Source organism: Donghicola sp. XS_ASV15, from assembly GCF_041224595.1.
GTDB lineage: Bacteria > Pseudomonadota > Alphaproteobacteria > Rhodobacterales > Rhodobacteraceae > Donghicola.
Map to the genome: position 1 here is coordinate 1 of NZ_JBGFGN010000061.1, position 17,777 is coordinate 17,777.

The window sequence follows — 17,777 nt, forward strand, 5'->3', positions numbered from 1 at the left end:
GCACCTTCAAATACAAGTCCACGGTGTATATCCCCAAGCCCTCCCGAAATCCGAAAGGGCAAAAGTGGACGACTTTTACGCCGCCCGCGACAACACTATGCCGTCGCTACCGTGGCCGAGTATTGCTCCGCCGTTCACATCGGCGGACCTCGGATGAAATCACCGTAAATTCGCGTCCCGCCTTGCCTGCCCGCGCCGAAGCGATCGACGCATTAATGGCGATCATCTTGATCTCGCGGCTGAAGTTCTCGACCTCGCGCAACTCGCGACGCATGGCTTCGATAGAGGTTGCAATCGCGCTCATGGACTGACGTGCGGCTGCGATCTCTTCACGAACGAAGTGATTGACGTCAACGGCGCGCTGCAAATCTGCCTCCAGAGAGTCGCGGTCCTGCTGGTGATCATTGATTGCGACTTCCAACCCGCCCAGATGATCAATAGCGTCCTCGGATTTCTTCCGCTCTTCTTCTAGGCGTTCTTCGATTCTCATGAGGTGGGTCATGAAATTGATCGAACAGTCATTGGTCTCGTGCACGATGTTCTTGGTCAGATCGCTGAGCAGATCGACAAAGCGTGGCAGATGTTCCCCATAGGATTGATTTTGGGCTTCCATCTTGTCCAAGTTGAATGAGTGTCCGGAGTCCATGACCACCTCTTACATTTAACCGTTGGGAAGCAGCTTCTGGAGGGCCGTTTCCAGCTGCTTGTGATCGACAGGCTTGGTGAGCCAGCCAGTCGCGCCGGCCTTCTTGGCCTGATCACGGCGGTCCTGTTGGGAATCCGTGGTCAATACCAGCATAGGCGTGAACCGATGCGCGGGATGCTGGCGCAGAAAGCCGATCAGCTCGATCCCGCTTTTGCCGGGCATATGCAAATCGGTGATCACCATCTTGGGCTCTTCGCCCGCACGCAGTTTATCGACCGCCTCTTCCGCTGTGCCCGCCTTGACGACGGTATGCCCGAACCGCTGGAGCAGGCTTTCCATGCTCATCAGAACGGTTGGACTGTCATCGACGATCATAACATGTGCCATGTTAGGCCTTCTCCTTGACGTAAAACTCTGAACCAGCAGTCAGGTACTGACGCCAGTCCTCTGTCCCTTCTGCACCGGCAACGGTCGCGCTTGTTGCAATCAGCAACTGTACGACAGCCGTATGCGCACCCGTGCAGTCACTTACATCAACGGCAGAGGTCGGGTTTTGTTGTAGCCAAGGATGAAGAATATCGACATCTGTGATATCGATATATCCTTCGAGCAACGCGCAATCGTCATTCAGTGATATTGGCATTCGATGATCTCACTCAGGTTCAGGGCCAGTAGGATCGAGCCATCCCCCAAGAGCGCCGTCCCAGAGTAGCACTGATAGCTGCTCAGGACGCCAGTCATGGGTTTGATGATCGCATCAACACCGGGGTGGAACTTGTCCACAATCAGGCCAGACTCGCGGCCGTCCACGTCCACGACCATGACGCTCAAGATGTCGTTGTCCTCCACATCGGGACAGGCAAACAGGCTACGCATCCGAACAAGCGGAATAAGCCGATCCCTAAGAACCACCATTTCCGCGTTGCGGTGGCGCCGGATGCTCGAAGACTTGATCTTCTGGCTCTCGACCACACGGTCGATTGGTACGCCATAGAGCCCGTCGCCAATCTCGACCATCATCAGGCGCTGCACTGCCATCGACAAAGGCAGCTTCATCGTGATTTTTGTGCCACGTCCCTTTTCGCTAAAGATCGAGATATTGCCACCAATGCGCCGCACCATGCTGGCGACCGCATCCATGCCCACACCGCGACCGGACAGGTCCGACACTTCGTTCTTGGTGGAGAGGCCCGGCAAGAACACCAATTGCAACGCGTCGGCGGGGGCCATGTTATTGACCTTGTCCTGATCGACCAGACCGCGCTCTAGCGCTTTGGCGATCACTGCATCCACGTCGATACCCTTACCGTCGTCCAAGACCTCGAGCACAACGCTTTCTTCGAGTTGGTAGGCTTTGACCCGAATGGTCCCGACGCGTGGCTTGTCAGAGGCTTCGCGAGTCACAGGGTCTTCGAGCCCATGATCGATCGAGTTCCGGATCAGGTGGACGATGGGTTCCGCCAACTCGTCTACGATGGCCTTGTCTGCCTCGGTGTCTTCGCCTTCGACCACATACTGAATTTCTTTGCCCAGCTTGCGGGACATATCCCGCACCAACCGATTGAAGCGCGACAGGATCGTGCTCATCGGGACCATGCGGATCTGCATAATGGCGGACTGCAATTCTTCGGAGATCCGGTTGATCGTGTTGTGTTGCGCTTTGATCTCGCGCACCAACTCTCCGGTTTCGTCCATTGTCTCGGCCTTCTGCGCGAGAAAGGGCATCGCGTTCTTGGCCACGATCAACTCGCCCGCAAGGTTCATCAGAGCATCAATACGTTCGCTACTGACCCTGAGATGCGAGTTGGCTCGGGTTGGCGACGCAGTCTGCTTGGCGGTCTCGGGTTCTTCGGCTGGCTCTTCTTCGACCGTCTGCACAGGGGCAGCTTTCGGCTCTGGCTTGCGCAGGGCCGCCCCCAGCAGGGTCATCCATTGTTCAATCGTCGCACGCGGGTTGTCGCTATCCAGTTCAGGCGTCAGCTCGATCGAAACCGCCTGCGCCACACGCTGCAACACGACAGCGACACTGGCCGTGCAGTGATCCTCTGCCGGGCTGGCCTGGTCCGAAGCAAGCAAACTTCTTTGCGACACCAGCAGTTGCTCGGCCATCGCGCGCAGGCCTTCGTCAATCGCGCCCTCGGTCGAGCCCTCACCCGCAGAGACGATGACTTCATAGGTCACTTCATCACTGACATAAGAGAAATGGGCTTCCAGTTCGTCTTGTGGCGCAGTGCTCACCAACCGGAAGCCGATGTGTAGCAAAAAGGGATCGAGGTCATCAGAGGCTGGCCACGCCTTGGGCGGTACAATTTTAGACCACACCAAACCGGGCGTGCTCTGAACCGTCCGCAATGGATCATCACCCGAAAAGAACGCGTTCTCCGAAGGCGTGTAGGTGACCAAGGTCACGGCCCCAGCGACGGGCAGCGCGGGCACGTCCTCTGGCCACGGCAGCGCAGTGTCTTCTGGTGCAGCTTCTGATAGCTCGGGAATTGCCCCGATGCCTGGCGCGTCAATGAGGGCGCGCAGGCGCTGGCTCAGGGCATTTCCGATCGCTTCGGCGTCGTCATTCAAGGCCTCTTGCGCCTCGACTTGATCCAGCCAGTCCACACAGCGATCCAACATCTCCAACAGGACATCAGCCACGTCAGAGGTAAAAGGGACATCTCCCGCACGGATCGTGTCCAACAGATCTTCGCCTGCGTGCACAGTCTTGGTCAGAGGCGAGAACTCAAACAGGCCCGCGGCGCCTTTGATCGTGTGGACCGCACGAAAGAGCTGGTCGATCTGTTCTTTGTCCTCTGCGTTCTGCTCCAGATCAAGGAGCGACTTAGAGGCCGCTTCGATCAGGTCGCGGCTTTCCGCGACGAACTGGGCAAGAAGTGCGTTCATTGAACCTCTCCTACCGTGAGCAGCGTCAAGAGCTGCGTGATGTCTGCAGGGCTCGCTGGTTTCACCAGATAGTGGTTTGCCCCCGCCGCAAAAGCCTTGTCCTTGTCCACCAGCTGCGCCTCGGTGGAAATCATGACGACGGGGATTTGACCCAACGTGTCAGAGGTCCGCAACGCCTTGACAAAGGAGTAGCCGTCCATGACTGGCATGTTCACATCGACGAGGATCAGGTCGACCTCGAATTCCAAAGCCTTTTCCAACGCTTCAACGCCGTTCTCCGCCTCAAGGGCAATCCAGTCTGCTTGCTCGACAAGGGATCGGTGATACATCCGCACAGTGGTCGCATCATCAATGATCAGAGCTGTGTTGTGATGAGCAGTCATGCGCTTGGCCTTTGGTAGACGATTGCTTTGGGGAAACGACGCACCTCAAAGAGTGAGGTCATCCGGCTGATGCTCTCGGAATGTCCCAGAAACAGGTAGCCGCCCGGATTGAGGGCATCGAACAAGGTATTAATCGCCTGTTGCCGCGATTTATCGTCAAAATAAATTAGCAGGTTCCGGCAGAAGATCACGTCATAGCCCCGCAACGCGCGCCCGTCCTCGCGGTTGGACAGGTTGGTCTTGAACAGGTGTACCGCCTCGCGAATGTCATCTGAGATCTGGTACTGGCCACCCGGCATGGTGGTGAAATGACGGCGCAGTACGTCAGGCGGCAGATATTGGATGCTGCGACGGTTATAGATCCCTTCCCGCGCTCTATTGAGAACATCTGTATCGATATCCGCCCCTTCGAGCTCCACGTCATACTGGTTCAGTCCGGGCCAATTCTCGATCAACTGCAGTGCGATCGAATAGGGTTCTTCGCCGGTGGAACTTGGCAGCGACAGGATGCGGATCGGCTTGGTACGGCGGCGATCACGCCCTACGATCTCCGGCAGCACATCCCCGGTCAGGGTATGGAACTGATGGTCCTCGCGGTAGAAATAGGTCTCGTTCACCGTCATTACGTTGACGATGTTCTGAAACTCTTTCTGGCTGGACTCAAAGCGGACCGAGATGAAGTAGTCACGGAATGACTTTGACCCGGTTTCTTCGATCCGTTTCAGTAGGCGCTTATCGACGAAATATCGCTTGCTATCATCGAACTCGATGCCGGTCTTCTTGTAAAAGAACTCCCGAAAGACATCAAAGTCCTCTTTGCTCAGTGCGGTTGTGCTCATATGGGCTCCTCCGCATCCAAGCGAATGATGCGCGTGATCGCGTGATCAATCGCGAATTGGATATAGGGATCATAGGCAAAGCGTGATTTGGTCTCTTCAAGCGTTGGCAGGTCCTCCACGCTTCCGATCTCGCAAAGACGGTCAACAGCGACACCGACAACGTTCGGGTGATTTTCGCGGGCCAGCAACGCCCGCAACCACAGGTGCGCGTCGGGAATGGTCAGCAATCGGATGACGTCCACCGCCATAATGCGCATGTCCGGCTCGCTCTCATTGAGTAAGGATTGGATCTTGAGCGCGGATTGCTCGGGCAGCTGTTGCAACGCATAGACAGCTTCGTTCCGGCGGTCAGCTTCGTCACCGCGCAGCTGTTCAATAAAGAAATCGACCACATCATCAGAACCGATGGCAATCATCGAAGAAACCGCTGCCCCACGCACCGATTGCCGCTCTTCTTGGCGCAAGCAGCCGGCTAGGACATCGACGGCGCCTTCTTCACCGTGCAGGGCGACAGCCGCCTCGCGGCGCTTTGCCGCTTCGGGATGAGCGATTTGTTCCATTGCGTCCTCGACGCTCAGGGCATCCGCTACGGGCGCTTTGCTCTGGTTCTTCTTTAAGAGCATTGCCGTCTCCTCGCAGGTATCGTGTTCTCGGTCCAACGCAGCAATTCGCCCGCAATCTTCTGAACAGGCAAGACACAGGTTGCACCGCCCTTTTCAATCAGTTGACCTGGCATCCCAAAAACCGCCGCGGTTTCTTCGGACTCTGCAATTGTCGCGCCACCTTCCTTGTGGATGCGCGCCATTTCTTCGGATCCGTCGTCCCCCATACCCGTCAACATCACGCCAATCAGCTTTCGGGCTTCCACATGATCCAAGGCACTGTCGACCATCCGGGACACACTGGGGTGCCACACATATTTGGGATCAGAGGGCACGGTTTCGGCGACCAGCCTTTTGAGCTTCCTGCGCACCACAACGTCACGGCCACCCGCCGCCAAGTACACCGTTCCCGGCTGCAAGGGGCAGGTCTCGGACAGTTCGACCACGTCCACGGCACAAGCCTCGTTTAATCGATGAGAGAACGCCGCAGTAAACTTGGGCGGCATGTGCTGCGAGATCAGAATGGGCAAGGGAAAGTCCGCGGGGATGTCTTCCAGAATGGTCTGCACAGCCCCCGGCCCGCCTGTCGAACTGCCGATCAGCAGGAGTTCTGACGCGGCACAGTTTGGAAAGCGCGTTCGCTGCGCCGGAGCAGCAGAGGCTTTCGAAACACGAGGCTTCGCCCCCGCTCGCATAGACCGACGCGTCCGCGCGCGGGTCTGCGTTGCCATACGGATCTTGCGCTTCAACTCATCCATGACGCTACTCATGTCGACCGACACGGTCCCGTCAGGCTTGGCGACAAAGTCCACAGCCCCAAGTTCAAGCGCCTCGAAGGTCGCCATCGCCCCGCGCTCTGTCAAAGAGGACAGCATGATAACCGGACAGGGCCGGATTTCCATGATGTGTGCTAGACATGTCAGCCCGTCCATCTTGGGCATGTTGATGTCCAAGGTAATGACATCTGGCTCGAACTGCGCCAGCTTATCCAGAGCGTCTTCGCCATCACGGGCGAATTCGATCTCTAGGTCGTCCTGATCGGCGAAGTTTTCGCGCAGGACACGCCGCATCAGAGCGGAATCCTCGACGATCAGAAGCTTCATGTTGCGGCCACCTCTTCTGCGGCAGCGGCCAGTTCGTCGGCGTCAACGACATCGAAGGCACCACTATCCAAGACCAACACCATGTTTGTCCCGCCGTGTGTCTTGGCCACATTTTGCACGTAGCGGGCTGCTTCGGAGTTCAGCGTCGGCGGGGCCGTCAGTTCTGCCGCAGTCACGGTCAGGACCTCGGTCACGCTATCGACGATATAACCCGTCAACATGCCCTGAACGTTCAGAACGATGATACGCTGGCGCTCGCTCCGTTCGCACGAAGCTAGATTGAAGTACCGGCGCATATCGATCACCGGCATCACCATGCCGCGCAGATTGATAAGCCCTTCGACCTCGGCCCCGGCATTTGGCACGACCACGAAGCTCTCGGGCAGACGGATGATTTCCTGAACCGAATGGATGCTGATCCCGAAATTCTCTTGGGCTAGCTTGAAAACCACCAGTTGCTCGTCATCGCTGAGGTGCTCGTCCCCTGCCCCATGCATATCGTCGTCCTCCAACTGTTCAGGATTTACATCAATGGTCGAGGCCGCCAGCGCCTCGTCTTCATCTTTCAGGTTCAGACCGCAGAAGATCTCTTTGGCCGACAGAACAGAGATCAGGCGTTGCCCGCTGTCGAGTTTGCAGATGCACTCTATTTCGTCGGAGCCATGACGTTTGATCCCGTCAGGCACGTCCTCAATGAACTCGTTCGAGATGCGCAGCACTTCGCGCGCGCGGTCGACGATGACACCAAAGCGGCGAACGGCGCCCTCGCTGTCCGGTATCTGCAAAACGACAACGCGGTTGCTGTCATTGGCTTCTTCGCGAGCAACCCCAAGACAGGTGCGCAGGCTGATCAGCGGCAGAACCCGGTCACGCAGGCTGGTCAAACCAACCACAGCATCCGGAGAATTCGGCACCTCTGAAACCATCTCGGGCACGCGAACAATCTCGTCTACATCCGAGAGATTAAAGGCATATTCTTCTTTGCCTATGGAGAGGGACACGATCTGCAACACATCGTCGTCAGACCCATCCGATCCGCCTTCAGCCGCGTCAAAGCCGCGACTGCCGCTCGCGCTGCTCCCGATGACAGAGCTACCTTCACTCTGGTCTCCACGCGCTTCGAGGTTCGCAAAATCTGGCAACCTGCTGGGGTCAAACAGCTGTACCAGATCATGATTGCCTAGGTTCTTGACCACCCCCGTCAGCAGCTCCGACGCGACGGTCTTCTCGATTGCTTCGGCATCCTCGATCCGGTCCTCTGGCACGTTCAGAACCTGAGCGACCCGATCCACAACCAGACCAACCTTGAACTTGTCTTCGACCACGATCACACGAGAGGCGTCACTGGTCTCTGGCGCGGCAACCCCCAACATCTTGCGCAGGTCGAACACTGGCAAGATCTCTCCGCGCAGGTTGGCCAGACCCAGCATCGTGGTTGGCGTCATGGGAACCCGCGCCAGTTCCGGCACGCGGATGATCTCTTGGACCATTTCGATCCCGAAGCCGAAGAGTTCGTCTCGGATCAGAAAACTCACATATTGCAGAACAGAGCCGATCTGTTCCTCTTCCGCATCAAGATCGGAAAAACTGCCTTGATCATGCTGGCTCATCGTACCTCTCCAGATTGTAAACCCGGTCGGAGCCCCTGCACACAGAGCGCTCCGTCCAAAGGTGATTAGCCAAGCTGAAGCTCGTCAGCGGATGCAGCGATATTATCGATCGCGATGGACAGCTCTTCTGCGCCCTTGCCTTGCTCGGTCGCGGCAATCGAAGCTTGGTTGGCCGCAGTTTGCGCCTCTTCGGCGGCCGCAGCGATCTGTTCCATGCCCTGCTTTGCGGTCGACACAGCCTCGAGGATTTCGTCGGCGGAATTGACGATATCTTGGTTGCCGTCGAGAACGATTTTCATATCACGTGCGACGGTTTCCAACAAAGACGTGGTTGCCTTGGCCCGCTCGACTTCCATCAGGGCTGTCTCGGCGGTCTCTGTCAGGTCGGTACGCACAATCGCGATCTGGTCCTGAATACCTTTGACCATGTCTTTGATTTCGTCCGCGTTCTTCTGCGCGTCCTCGGCAAGGTTCTGGATGTCTGTCGACACGACAGCAAACCCCTTGCCATATTCACCAGCGCGCGCCGCTTCGACGGCACCGTTTACCGCGAGCATATTGGTCTGGATCGCCACGTTCGCGATCGCATCCACGATTTTGTCGATGCGGCGGCTGACAACATCCAGTTCCTGAATTTCGGAAACCGAACGCTGCCCTGCGGTCATGGCTTCGCCCACACCATTGATGATGTTCTCAATGGCCGTCCTGTTCTCGATCAGCAGGTCACTGATCAGCCCACCTTTTTCGAGCGCCAGACCTGCGTTCTCTTTGGAAAGCTTGGAGTTGCTTTCGATCTGGGTGATGCCGGCAACGCCCTCTTCTACAGCGGATGCCTGTAGGGTTGCCGTGTCCAGGATCTGGGAAATCGCTGTGGCAATTTCGGTGCTGGCGCGGTTCAGTTCTTCGATGGTCGCCGCCAGTTCTTCTGAGGCAGCCGCCATTTCTTCTGACGCTTTGGTGATGTCGCTGGCAGTGCTCAGTTCTTCGGCAATCTCGACCAATTCTGTGGCCGCGCGCTCTGCCTCGGACAGGGCCTGGTTCTGCGTTTCAACCGTCTTGGACGCCTGATCTGCGCCCGCCGACTGTTCTTCGGCTGCGGCGGCAATCTGCTCGGCACCTTTTAGGGCTTGCTCAGCGGCAGCGCCCATTTCGTTCGCGTTACGAGAGAGAATTTCTGCGCCGCCCGTGATCGCCGTCATATCCTCTCGGATTTTTTCAAGGTTCGAGGTCACGGAACGGCACTTCTCGACCTCTTCGGCTGCGGTGTTGGCAGCGGCATCGACGTTCCCGGACAGAACGCTGGCCTTTTCTTGGATGTTCCGGACCAGCCCATCGATGTCGGTCGCGTTGCGCTCTGACGCTTCGGCCAATTTGCGGACGGTATCTGCAACGACTGCAAATCCTTTGCCGTGTTTGCCAGCCCGCGCAGCTTCAATCGCAGCATTCAGGGCCAACAAGTTGGTCTGGTCGGCAATGCGGATCACCTGATTGACCGCTTCGATAACGCTTTGGGCCTGGTTCTCGAGGTCCTGCATCAGCTTGACCGAAGCGAACTGGCTCTTTGCGCTCTGATCGACACTGTTGATCAGGTTTTTCACGCCCTTGTCTGTCTCGACGAGCAGCGTTTGCAGTTTCTCGGTGACTTCTAGCGAACTTTTGGCGGCTTCGGCCTGCAGACCAACGCGGCGGTTGACTTGCGTCATCGATGCTGCACTTTCCTCGCTCGCGGATGCTGCCTCGACGGCGCCTTTCGCGATCTGAGACATCGCTCCGGAAAGCTGCTGCGTTGCGGCGCTGGACTCTTGAACTCCGGCGCTCAACTCTGCACATGCTGCGGCGATCGCATCTGCAGTTTGCTTTCGCTTGGCCACAGTGCGCGCGCGCTGACGCTTCTGGTCAACAGCACCAGTTGCAGGTTTCGAACGAGTGGTCGGAGTATCATCGGACCCCGAAGCTCCTGCTGAACGAGGTGCCGAGGTTCCAGATTTTTGCTTCACAAGCGCCATAAGTGTATCCCCTGGATGACGTAAACGGAAAGAGGTGGCGCCGTGTTTGGTCTTATCACCTGTCAGCAGATTCAACGCCAGAGGATGCAATTAGTTAATAAATCCTTCTGAAAGATCGCAGTGAAATTCGATAACGGGCAAGTTTCTGAAGTATTAACCCCTGAGGGGCATCCATACCTTGGTATGCGCAATCATGAATTCGAGCCAAGCGGTCAAAAACAATAATTATTGCAAGAGCTTGCAGCACCTTTCTCCTGCAGAAACTAGAATTTCTTATTGTACACCAATTAATTGCGATTAAGGCAGCAGGAATCCGGAATAGAAATTCAATCAGGCCCAGTGCCTGAGACTTCACTCTAAAAACGAATTCTGTTTTCCATATGTGAATTGAGGTTTTTCAACTGAGGTCTCGCTCTAAAACATGCTAAAATCGCAAAGGCGATCAGAACACCCTTAGGCTTCTGCGCCCTTGCGACGTCCTTCGCGCCATTTCGAAGGGGACCGCCCCGTCACTCGCGAAAACTCGCGATTGAAATTCGACTTGCTGGCAAAGCCGGAAAGCATCGAGATCGCAAGGACCGTATCGCCCGTGGTTTCTAACAGATGGCAGGCATCCTTGATCCTAAACTCATTGACGAACTGCGACACGCTTTGACCGCGATGGCGATTGATCGCGTTGGACACCCGCCGATCAGGCAGGGCCAAACGGCGCGCCAACCTGCGCAAGGTCAGTTCTTCGTCGCGATGCAACGCCTCTGTGGTGAACAGCCCTTCGATGCGTGCGATGATCTGGGCATCTTCGTCCGTCGACGTTTCCACCTGTACAGGCTCTGATATGGCACTGTCTGTTTCTGTCGCCCGACCTGTGGTCGCGCATAAACCAATCACCAGCACTGACAAAGATTGCGCGACTCCGACCAGCAGCGGCACATGCCGCCCACCCTGCCAGATAAAGTCTGCCACGATCGCCGCATCAATCATCCCCGATGCTATCAATGCAGCCGCCGTCAACATCATGGCCCGCGTGATCCTGCTTGCATCCCCAAGCGGCGACAGGACCAATCTATCTTGCCCACGCGCACCATAGCGTAGCAAAGCAAAGCCAAAAGCGAGATATGTCAGCATGATCAACCCGTCCGCCAAATCGGGCGCAATCGCCGTGACGCACCACACCGCGCAGACCACCGCCAGCGGCCATATGTCTCGACCCCGGAGTTGCCTCGACAGACTGCGATAGGCAAGGAAGACGACCACTGGTGGGAGCGGCGCAAGAAACGCACTGGGCCAACGCGCCCAATCCAGGCCGTACCCCCAGCGCAAGGTCACCAACAAGGACTGCAGTGCCAGCAGTATGATGACCCCGAGAAACAGTTGATGCGGGCGTTGGTGCAGGTCTTGGGTCCGCACGAACCAAAGGCAGGCCAGACACAGCAGAAAACAGGCAAAAAGAGGAAGCGGAACAAAGATCATTGGAAATAGCTTTAGGTCTCAATGACCTGACCCTATCCTGAAACGCGATCTGGCACGACCTAAAACGCGTTCGAGGACGCTTTGGTAGGATCATTCGGGCAAAACCGTCACAAATTTCAAACGACGGAGAGCCACCATGCCACGCTTCACCACCCTTTTGAGAACCAGCGGCTACGCTATTGCACTCGGGCTTGTGACTTGGGCCGGATACGAACTGACCCGCCCTGCCTACACCGGGTCTTCAGGTATTAAATATGGCACAGCACTTGCGCCGGTTCGCGACCAAAATCTCGATTTTCACATCTGGTACCCTGCGACTTCTGGCGGCAAAGCGGTCACCGTTGGCGGAAATGGCGTATTCTATGGCACCCCTGCGGGACGTCGCGCGCCCCACCAGAACGGCAGATTTCCGACGATCATCATGTCACACGGCGCTGGCGGTAATGCCGGGCAGTTTGGATGGATCGCTTCGAAACTGGCCGAAGCCGGCTTTGTCGTTTTGCTGCCGAACCATCCCGGGACGACTTCGGGTAATGCGTCAGCCGAGGCCGCAGTTCGGGTATGGGAGCGACCCGCAGATCTGACCGCGGTGCTGGATGAAGCGGTAAACAACCCGGCGGATTACCCTTATGTCGATCCACAGCGGATCGGAGTGCTCGGGTTCTCTGCCGGGGGATACACCGCATTGGCCGTTTCCGGCGCGCGGGTTGATCCTGAAAAACTACAGCGTTTTTGTGACGGGTCAGATCACGGTATGTCGGACTGCGCCTTTCTAGCGCGCTACGGGATCGATCTGCACCAGATGGACCTCTCTCCCGCCGCTCAGGATTTGCGCGACCCTCGGATCAGCGCGGCAGTCGTTATCGATCCGGGAATTGCGAGCACCCTAACGTCTAAGAGCCTGTCCAAGATCGATATCCCCGTCAGCCTGATCAATCTAGGTGACGAATCCATCGTCCCCGAAGGCGTCCACGCCCGCAAGATTGCACAGACCATCCCGACCGCCCGATACGACACCATTCCCGACGCCTTGCACTTTAGCTTTTTGGCAGAGTGCAAACCGGCGGGCGCGTCGATCCTCGAAAGGGAAGGAGAACCGGATCCCTTGTGTTCAGACGCCGGGGGACGCGATCGCGGCGCCCTTCACGCTGAGCTGGCTGGCAGGATCATCGCCGCATTTCGCAGGGATTTGGTCGGCATCGACTTAGCGGGCGCTGCGATTCACTAGGCTGAACCTCTGCGCTTCAGAGGGTGTCAGTAACGCGCATTGACTTGGCTTGGGTTGTGGAGTTCGATTTCCTTCACGTCGTCTCGGAGGAGGAGTTGAGACCGATGCACACCCCAAGTTTACCCCACTGCAGCAGCTGCGGGGCCTGTCGATTTGCGGCGCTGACACCACACGCATGGCAGGCGCTCAGATGACGGATATATTGCTGACAGCGTTGGATACCGATGGCGTCCTGCGTCTGACGATGAACACGCCCGCCAAACGAAACGCCTTGTCCGAGGACATGCTGGTCGCCCTGTCGACAGCCTTGGGCAAAGCCTCGAATGACCCTGCAACCCGCGTCATTGTGCTGGCAGCGCATGGGCCAGCCTTTTGCGCAGGTCACGACCTGAAAGAATTGACCGCCGCACGCACCGCCCCCGATCGCGGCAGAGAGGTGTTCGCGCGGATCATGACGCTCTGTTCGACTGTTATGCAACAGATCGTCAACTGCCCGAAACCTGTGATTGCCGAAGTGGGTGGCATCGCCACGGCGGCGGGCTGCCAACTGGTGGCCAGTTGCGATCTTGCTGTCGCGTCGCACACCGCAACGTTCAGCACGCCTGGGGTGCATATCGGGCTCTTCTGCTCGACCCCCATGGTCGCGCTCTCGCGGAACCTGTCAAACAAGCACGCGATGGAAATGCTCTTGACCGGCGATATGGTGCCAGCCGCCCGCGCGGCAGAGATTGGCTTGGTCAACCACACGGTGCCAGCGGATACATTGACAGACAACACGTTGGGTTTGGCACGAAAAATCGCCAGCAAATCCAGCATGACCTTGGCCACGGGCAAAAAGGCGTTCTACGCACAGCGCGACATGCCCCTAGCTGACGCCTACGCCCACGCGGCCCAAGTCATGGTCGAGAACATGCTCGCCCGCGACGCAGAAGAAGGCATTCAGGCCTTTATCGAAAAGCGCGCTCCACATTGGCAGGACAAGTAATCATATGACGAACCTTTATAACGACGGTCTCAACCGCAATCCGGCAAACCACCAACCGCTCACGCCTCTGCAATTTCTGGAACGCGCGGCAACGGTTTTCCCCAACCACACCGCCATCGTTCATGGGGCCTTGCGGCGCAATTATGCAGACTTCTACACCCGCGCTCGGCAACTGGCCTCTGTCCTCAGTCAAAACGGTATTTCCCGAGGTGACACAGTCTCTGCACTCCTGCCAAATACCCCTGCCATGCTGGAATGCCACTACGGGGTGCCCATGTGCGGGGGCGTTCTACATTCGATCAACACCCGCCTCGACGCGGCCATCATTGCATTCCAGCTTGATCACGCGATGACCAAGGTTGTGATCGTAGATCGCGAGTTCATGCCCCTGCTGCAAGAGGCGCTGGCTCTGGCCACGGTCACGCCTATCGTCGTTCAGTCCGATGACCCCGAGTTCGACGGCGCCCCCACCAAGACGGATGCCATCGACTACGAGGTTTTTGTCGCAGAGGGCGATCCGAATTTCGCTTGGCTCATGCCCGAAGATGAGTGGGACGCCATCGCGATCAATTACACATCGGGCACCACTGGTGATCCCAAGGGTGTCGTTTACCACCACCGCGGCGCCTATCTGCTGGCGCAGGGCAATGCCCTTACCACCTCGATGGGCAAGCACTCGGTCTATCTGTGGACCCTGCCAATGTTTCACTGCAACGGCTGGTGTTTCCCTTGGACGCTTTCAGCCATTGTGGGCACGCATGTCTGCCTGCGCCAAGTGCGCGCCGAACCGATCTGGAATGCCCTCGCCGACGAAGGAGTGACGCACCTATGCGGGGCCCCTATCGTGATGTCCCTGCTGATTTCAGCCCCAGCCGAGGAAAAGCGGACGCTCGACACGACAGTGCAGTTCTTTACGGCAGCAGCCCCACCGCCGGAAAAGCTGCTCGCTGACATGCGGGCTGCGGGGTTCGATGTGACCCACCTGTATGGATTGACTGAAACCTACGGTCCTTCGGTCGTGAACGATTGGCACAGCGATTGGTCAGCCCTGCCCGCGTCCGAACAAGCTTCGCTGAAATCACGTCAAGGCGTCCGCTACCTACCGTTGGAAAATCTAGATGTGCTGGACCCCGAAACCATGCAGCCCGTCCCACGCGACGGCGAAACAATGGGCGAAGTCATGTTCCGGGGCAACGTCGTGATGAAGGGCTACTTCCGCAATCCCGAAGGCACGGCCAAAGCCTTTGAAGGGGGGTGGTTCCACTCCGGTGATCTTGGGGTCGTGCATCCAGACGGCTACATCCAGCTCAAGGACCGCTCCAAAGACATCATCATTTCGGGCGGCGAAAATATCTCGTCCATTGAGGTCGAAGAAGTGCTGTATCGTCATGACGCAGTCGCGGTCGCGGCAGTCGTGGCCATGCCCCACGAGAAATGGGGAGAAACACCCTGCGCCTTTGTGGAACTGACCCAAGGGTCTGACGCATCCGCCGAGACGCTCAAAGGCTGGTGCCGCGATCACCTTGCTCACTACAAAGTGCCCGGAAAATTTGTCTTCACAGAGATCCCGCGCACCTCGACCGGCAAAATCCAGAAGTTCGTGCTCCGAGACCAAGCCAAGGCTTTGGCAAAAGCCGAGTAACACAGCAATCTGAGCGGTACCTTCCATGCGTGTGCCGCTCAGATCGACAGCCTTTGGCCCGCTCCCCCACAAGAATCCACACTCCAATATGGTGTTTTCCTGCGCCAAACTTGCCTCTCGACACGAGGTTGTATGGAGTTCTTAGACTTGCTCTTGAGGCCGTGACGCGATGCGTTTCGGTCGCTGATTCTGGCCCGCGCCCCAGCCCTGCTCGGTGAGGATTTCCGGATGGGTGGCGGCGTATGTTGGTCCAATGCCTGTGCGACACTTTGTGCGGGCCGCCAAACGCAAAAGGGACTGCTCCGTTTCGGGCAGCCCCAATTCAAAAAACCATGACTGGTTGTTTAGCCGATGAGACCCAGAAAAGATGCCAGCGCCATCGCGCCCACCGCGAGCCCCGCCATCCCGAGATAAAGTCTGCGCGTTACCTTGCGCTGGAACACCAGCATTTCCATGCGGTCATACCCGTAGTGACGCCCGAAGTCCTGATAGCCGTCACCATATGCGCTACGGGCGACGATCACCCGGCTCGCTGTTCCCGCTCTGCTTTCGAATTGTTCACCGTACATGACTGTTCCCGTCCATTACCCTTGGCCACCACTTTCTCAAACTGCATGGGAAATAAGAATATTCTCTTAACGGCAAAGCGGCCGCCCTTCGGCATAGGCAGGCCAGCCCTCAGGATAGCTTACCTAGTCAATCGCACAGATAGGCCAGCCGCAGACCACCCCAATGACGGCCGTTCACATAGATGGGCGCAGAGACATCTTTCATCATTCGGAACTCACCGTTGCCCATATCCCGTCGATAGGCCTGCATCAGGAACGGGCGCGTGCTTTGGCCTGCTGCTAGCCCGACTCGGTCATCAAAAATCCGGCGATTGCGCGCATTGGCACTGTTCCACGCCACATCGCCAAAGCGCTGGGGTTGGCTGAATTTGCGGTTATGAGTGGGAATGTAGCCGTTTTTGTCAATCGCTGCGCTGAAAACCACTTTGCCAGACAGCTGCAAGAGCGGTTCTTGGATATCTGGCAGCACAGCGTCGGTCAGCCCCGTGAAGCGGGTCATATGTTGTAGGGGATCACTACCTGCAATCGGCTGATACATGTCATCAAACATGTCCCGCTCTGTGATCCGCCCCGAAATGACGGCCGCGTTAAAGAGGTCCGAAATCTTGCTTGCGGCGGTTTTGGCAGCATTGATGTAGAGAGTGTCATAAGTTTCCACCCCCATCTGGGCCGTCAGCGCCGTTAGGGTCTCTGCGTCATCGGTCACGTCTGCAAGAGCCGCATTCGCTTTGGCAAGGCTACCTGCTGACTGTTCAACATTGACTGTCAGCGCATCAATGTCCCGCTGGGTGCCAAGAATCGACTCATCAATCGTCGCAGAGGCATTCACGATATCTTGCTGCGCTTCGCGCACCTTGCCCAAGGTGACAGGGATCGCATCGATTTCACCACCGACCCCACTTGTACGCTCGGTGATGGTGCCAGCCAGCCCGGTTGCACTTTGCGCCGCGCTCCGAAGTGCGCCAAGTTCCTTGTTCAATTGCTCGATCGTCTCGCCGATCTCCGCGGTTGCCTGCCCTGCCTGATTTGACAGTTCCTTGACCTCGCCGGCCACCACCATGAATCCTTTGCCATGCTGACCTGCGCGCGCCGCCTCAATCGAGGCGTTCAACGACAACAGGTTGGTCTGCCGCGAAATCCCAGCCACGTGCCGCGAAACACGTGCAACCTGATCCAAAGCCGTCTGAAGCCCATCCAGCTGGGCCGCGATCTTGGTCACCTGTTCGGTCAAATCGCCAACATCAGACACCATCCCGCTCAGATTGCTGCTTGTTTCGGCCATCCGGCCCTCAGCATCTTCGGAGATTGCCAAAGCGCGCTGCGCCGCACTCGACACAACAGCGCTTTGTTCGGACATGCTCAGAGCCCGCTGATGGATGCCGCGAAAGCTCTCACTTTGTTCACGCACTCTTTCGGAGGTATCTCCCACGTCGCCCGACACCGCGGCAATAGCCACGCTCAGGCTGCCAACACGATTTGCAATCTCTTTGATTGCGTCGTTGTTTTTTGCGGCCTCGCTCTGAGCACGATCTGATCGTGGAAACTCTGCGATTTCTGCCATGATTGCCCCCAAATCTTCTCATCCCTTGTGGATCAGAACGACATATGTCGCAAATCATGTAGGCCGATCAGCAATTGGTATGGGTCCATCCCAAACGGATAGGGTCACGTCCGTCAAGGTGGTGTAATTTGTCGGGTGGCCTGAGGTCATGATCAGGCGGCTTTTATGCTGAGAATTGGGTCTGTCTCCTCGTTGTCGATCTGAGCGAATGCCTCGACCATCATGTAGCGGCTGGCGGTTT

Annotated in this window: 16 protein-coding genes; 3 read left to right on the forward strand and 13 right to left on the reverse strand. The window is 57.3% G+C overall.

Annotated features, from left to right (window positions below; all coding sequences use genetic code 11):
• Positions 1 to 106 precede the first annotated feature (106 nt).
• The 11 genes from AB9K37_RS01290 to AB9K37_RS01340 form a co-directional block, all read right to left on the reverse strand.
• On the reverse strand, positions 107 to 646 hold the full coding sequence (locus AB9K37_RS01290) for a methyl-accepting chemotaxis protein (RefSeq protein WP_369835204.1): 540 nt from the start codon (positions 644 to 646) through the stop codon (positions 107 to 109).
• Positions 647 to 661: 15 nt separating this feature from the next.
• Complete coding sequence (locus tag AB9K37_RS01295) at positions 662 to 1,033, reverse strand: response regulator (RefSeq protein ID WP_369835205.1); 372 nt, start codon at positions 1,031 to 1,033, stop codon at positions 662 to 664.
• A gap of 1 nt (position 1,034) precedes the next feature.
• Positions 1,035 to 1,289, reverse strand: a complete 255-nt coding sequence (locus AB9K37_RS01300; RefSeq protein WP_369835206.1) for a hypothetical protein — start codon at positions 1,287 to 1,289, stop codon at positions 1,035 to 1,037.
• Positions 1,274 to 3,538, reverse strand: a complete 2,265-nt coding sequence (locus AB9K37_RS01305) for a chemotaxis protein CheA (protein WP_369835207.1) — start codon at positions 3,536 to 3,538, stop codon at positions 1,274 to 1,276. Before AB9K37_RS01305 ends, AB9K37_RS01300 begins: the two co-directional genes overlap by 16 nt.
• Positions 3,535 to 3,921 carry a response regulator gene (locus AB9K37_RS01310; protein WP_369835208.1) on the reverse strand — a complete coding sequence of 129 codons (387 nt, stop codon included), beginning with the start codon at positions 3,919 to 3,921 and terminating at the stop codon, positions 3,535 to 3,537. The genes AB9K37_RS01305 and AB9K37_RS01310 overlap by 4 nt, the downstream gene beginning before the upstream one ends.
• Positions 3,918 to 4,760: a protein-glutamate O-methyltransferase CheR gene (locus AB9K37_RS01315; RefSeq protein WP_369835209.1), complete on the reverse strand. Its 843-nt coding sequence runs from the start codon at positions 4,758 to 4,760 to the stop codon at positions 3,918 to 3,920. Before AB9K37_RS01315 ends, AB9K37_RS01310 begins: the two co-directional genes overlap by 4 nt.
• Positions 4,757 to 5,383, reverse strand: coding sequence for a HEAT repeat domain-containing protein (locus tag AB9K37_RS01320; RefSeq protein ID WP_369835210.1), 627 nt, complete (start codon positions 5,381 to 5,383; stop codon positions 4,757 to 4,759). The genes AB9K37_RS01315 and AB9K37_RS01320 overlap by 4 nt, the downstream gene beginning before the upstream one ends.
• A complete protein-coding gene (cheB, locus tag AB9K37_RS01325) occupies positions 5,374 to 6,465 on the reverse strand; it encodes a chemotaxis-specific protein-glutamate methyltransferase CheB (protein ID WP_369835211.1) in 1,092 nt (363 codons plus the stop codon). The genes AB9K37_RS01320 and cheB overlap by 10 nt, the downstream gene beginning before the upstream one ends.
• Positions 6,462 to 8,075, reverse strand: a complete 1,614-nt coding sequence (locus AB9K37_RS01330; protein WP_369835212.1) for a chemotaxis protein CheW — start codon at positions 8,073 to 8,075, stop codon at positions 6,462 to 6,464. The genes cheB and AB9K37_RS01330 overlap by 4 nt, the downstream gene beginning before the upstream one ends.
• A 65-nt stretch (positions 8,076 to 8,140) precedes the next feature.
• Positions 8,141 to 10,081 carry a methyl-accepting chemotaxis protein gene (locus AB9K37_RS01335; protein ID WP_369835213.1) on the reverse strand — a complete coding sequence of 647 codons (1,941 nt, stop codon included), beginning with the start codon at positions 10,079 to 10,081 and terminating at the stop codon, positions 8,141 to 8,143.
• 453 nt (positions 10,082 to 10,534) lie between these two features.
• On the reverse strand, positions 10,535 to 11,551 hold the full coding sequence (locus AB9K37_RS01340; protein ID WP_369835214.1) for a helix-turn-helix domain-containing protein: 1,017 nt from the start codon (positions 11,549 to 11,551) through the stop codon (positions 10,535 to 10,537).
• 136 nt (positions 11,552 to 11,687) lie between these two features.
• Between AB9K37_RS01340 and AB9K37_RS01345 the strand changes: the two genes are divergently transcribed.
• The 3 genes from AB9K37_RS01345 (at position 11,688) to AB9K37_RS01355 (ending at position 15,406) form a co-directional block, all read left to right on the forward strand.
• The gene (locus AB9K37_RS01345) at positions 11,688 to 12,779 is read left to right on the forward strand and encodes an alpha/beta hydrolase family protein (protein WP_369835215.1); all 1,092 of its coding nucleotides are present in this window, start codon (positions 11,688 to 11,690) and stop codon (positions 12,777 to 12,779) included.
• Between the two features lie 190 nt (positions 12,780 to 12,969).
• On the forward strand, positions 12,970 to 13,764 hold the full coding sequence (locus tag AB9K37_RS01350) for an enoyl-CoA hydratase (RefSeq protein ID WP_369835216.1): 795 nt from the start codon (positions 12,970 to 12,972) through the stop codon (positions 13,762 to 13,764).
• Between the two features lie 4 nt (positions 13,765 to 13,768).
• Positions 13,769 to 15,406 (forward strand): acyl-CoA synthetase, encoded by a 1,638-nt coding sequence (locus tag AB9K37_RS01355; protein ID WP_369835217.1) that lies wholly within the window; start codon positions 13,769 to 13,771, stop codon positions 15,404 to 15,406.
• Between the two features lie 344 nt (positions 15,407 to 15,750).
• Here AB9K37_RS01355 and AB9K37_RS01360 read toward each other — a convergent pair whose 3' ends face one another.
• Positions 15,751 to 15,975: a hypothetical protein gene (locus tag AB9K37_RS01360; protein WP_369835218.1), complete on the reverse strand. Its 225-nt coding sequence runs from the start codon at positions 15,973 to 15,975 to the stop codon at positions 15,751 to 15,753.
• A gap of 127 nt (positions 15,976 to 16,102) precedes the next feature.
• Entirely contained in the window at positions 16,103 to 17,536 is a 1,434-nt protein-coding gene (locus AB9K37_RS01365; protein WP_369835219.1) for a methyl-accepting chemotaxis protein, read from the reverse strand.
• Positions 17,537 to 17,777: the final 241 nt, after the last annotated feature.

Excerpts from the sequence above, each read along its gene's own strand:
- AB9K37_RS01290 (WP_369835204.1), bottom strand. The coding sequence starts at position 646 with ATGGACTCCGGACACTCATTCAACTTGGACAAGATGGAAGCCCAAAAT.
- AB9K37_RS01295 (WP_369835205.1), bottom strand. The coding sequence starts at position 1,033 with ATGGCACATGTTATGATCGTCGATGACAGTCCAACCGTTCTGATGAGC.
- AB9K37_RS01300 (WP_369835206.1), bottom strand. The coding sequence starts at position 1,289 with ATGCCAATATCACTGAATGACGATTGCGCGTTGCTCGAAGGATATATC.
- AB9K37_RS01305 (WP_369835207.1), bottom strand. The coding sequence starts at position 3,538 with ATGAACGCACTTCTTGCCCAGTTCGTCGCGGAAAGCCGCGACCTGATC.
- AB9K37_RS01310 (WP_369835208.1), bottom strand. The coding sequence starts at position 3,921 with ATGACTGCTCATCACAACACAGCTCTGATCATTGATGATGCGACCACT.
- AB9K37_RS01315 (WP_369835209.1), bottom strand. The coding sequence starts at position 4,760 with ATGAGCACAACCGCACTGAGCAAAGAGGACTTTGATGTCTTTCGGGAG.
- AB9K37_RS01320 (WP_369835210.1), bottom strand. The coding sequence starts at position 5,383 with ATGCTCTTAAAGAAGAACCAGAGCAAAGCGCCCGTAGCGGATGCCCTG.
- cheB (WP_369835211.1), bottom strand. The coding sequence starts at position 6,465 with ATGAAGCTTCTGATCGTCGAGGATTCCGCTCTGATGCGGCGTGTCCTG.
- AB9K37_RS01330 (WP_369835212.1), bottom strand. The coding sequence starts at position 8,075 with ATGAGCCAGCATGATCAAGGCAGTTTTTCCGATCTTGATGCGGAAGAG.
- AB9K37_RS01335 (WP_369835213.1), bottom strand. The coding sequence starts at position 10,081 with ATGGCGCTTGTGAAGCAAAAATCTGGAACCTCGGCACCTCGTTCAGCA.
- AB9K37_RS01340 (WP_369835214.1), bottom strand. The coding sequence starts at position 11,551 with ATGATCTTTGTTCCGCTTCCTCTTTTTGCCTGTTTTCTGCTGTGTCTG.
- AB9K37_RS01345 (WP_369835215.1), top strand. The coding sequence starts at position 11,688 with ATGCCACGCTTCACCACCCTTTTGAGAACCAGCGGCTACGCTATTGCA.
- AB9K37_RS01350 (WP_369835216.1), top strand. The coding sequence starts at position 12,970 with ATGACGGATATATTGCTGACAGCGTTGGATACCGATGGCGTCCTGCGT.
- AB9K37_RS01355 (WP_369835217.1), top strand. The coding sequence starts at position 13,769 with ATGACGAACCTTTATAACGACGGTCTCAACCGCAATCCGGCAAACCAC.
- AB9K37_RS01360 (WP_369835218.1), bottom strand. The coding sequence starts at position 15,975 with ATGTACGGTGAACAATTCGAAAGCAGAGCGGGAACAGCGAGCCGGGTG.
- AB9K37_RS01365 (WP_369835219.1), bottom strand. The coding sequence starts at position 17,536 with ATGGCAGAAATCGCAGAGTTTCCACGATCAGATCGTGCTCAGAGCGAG.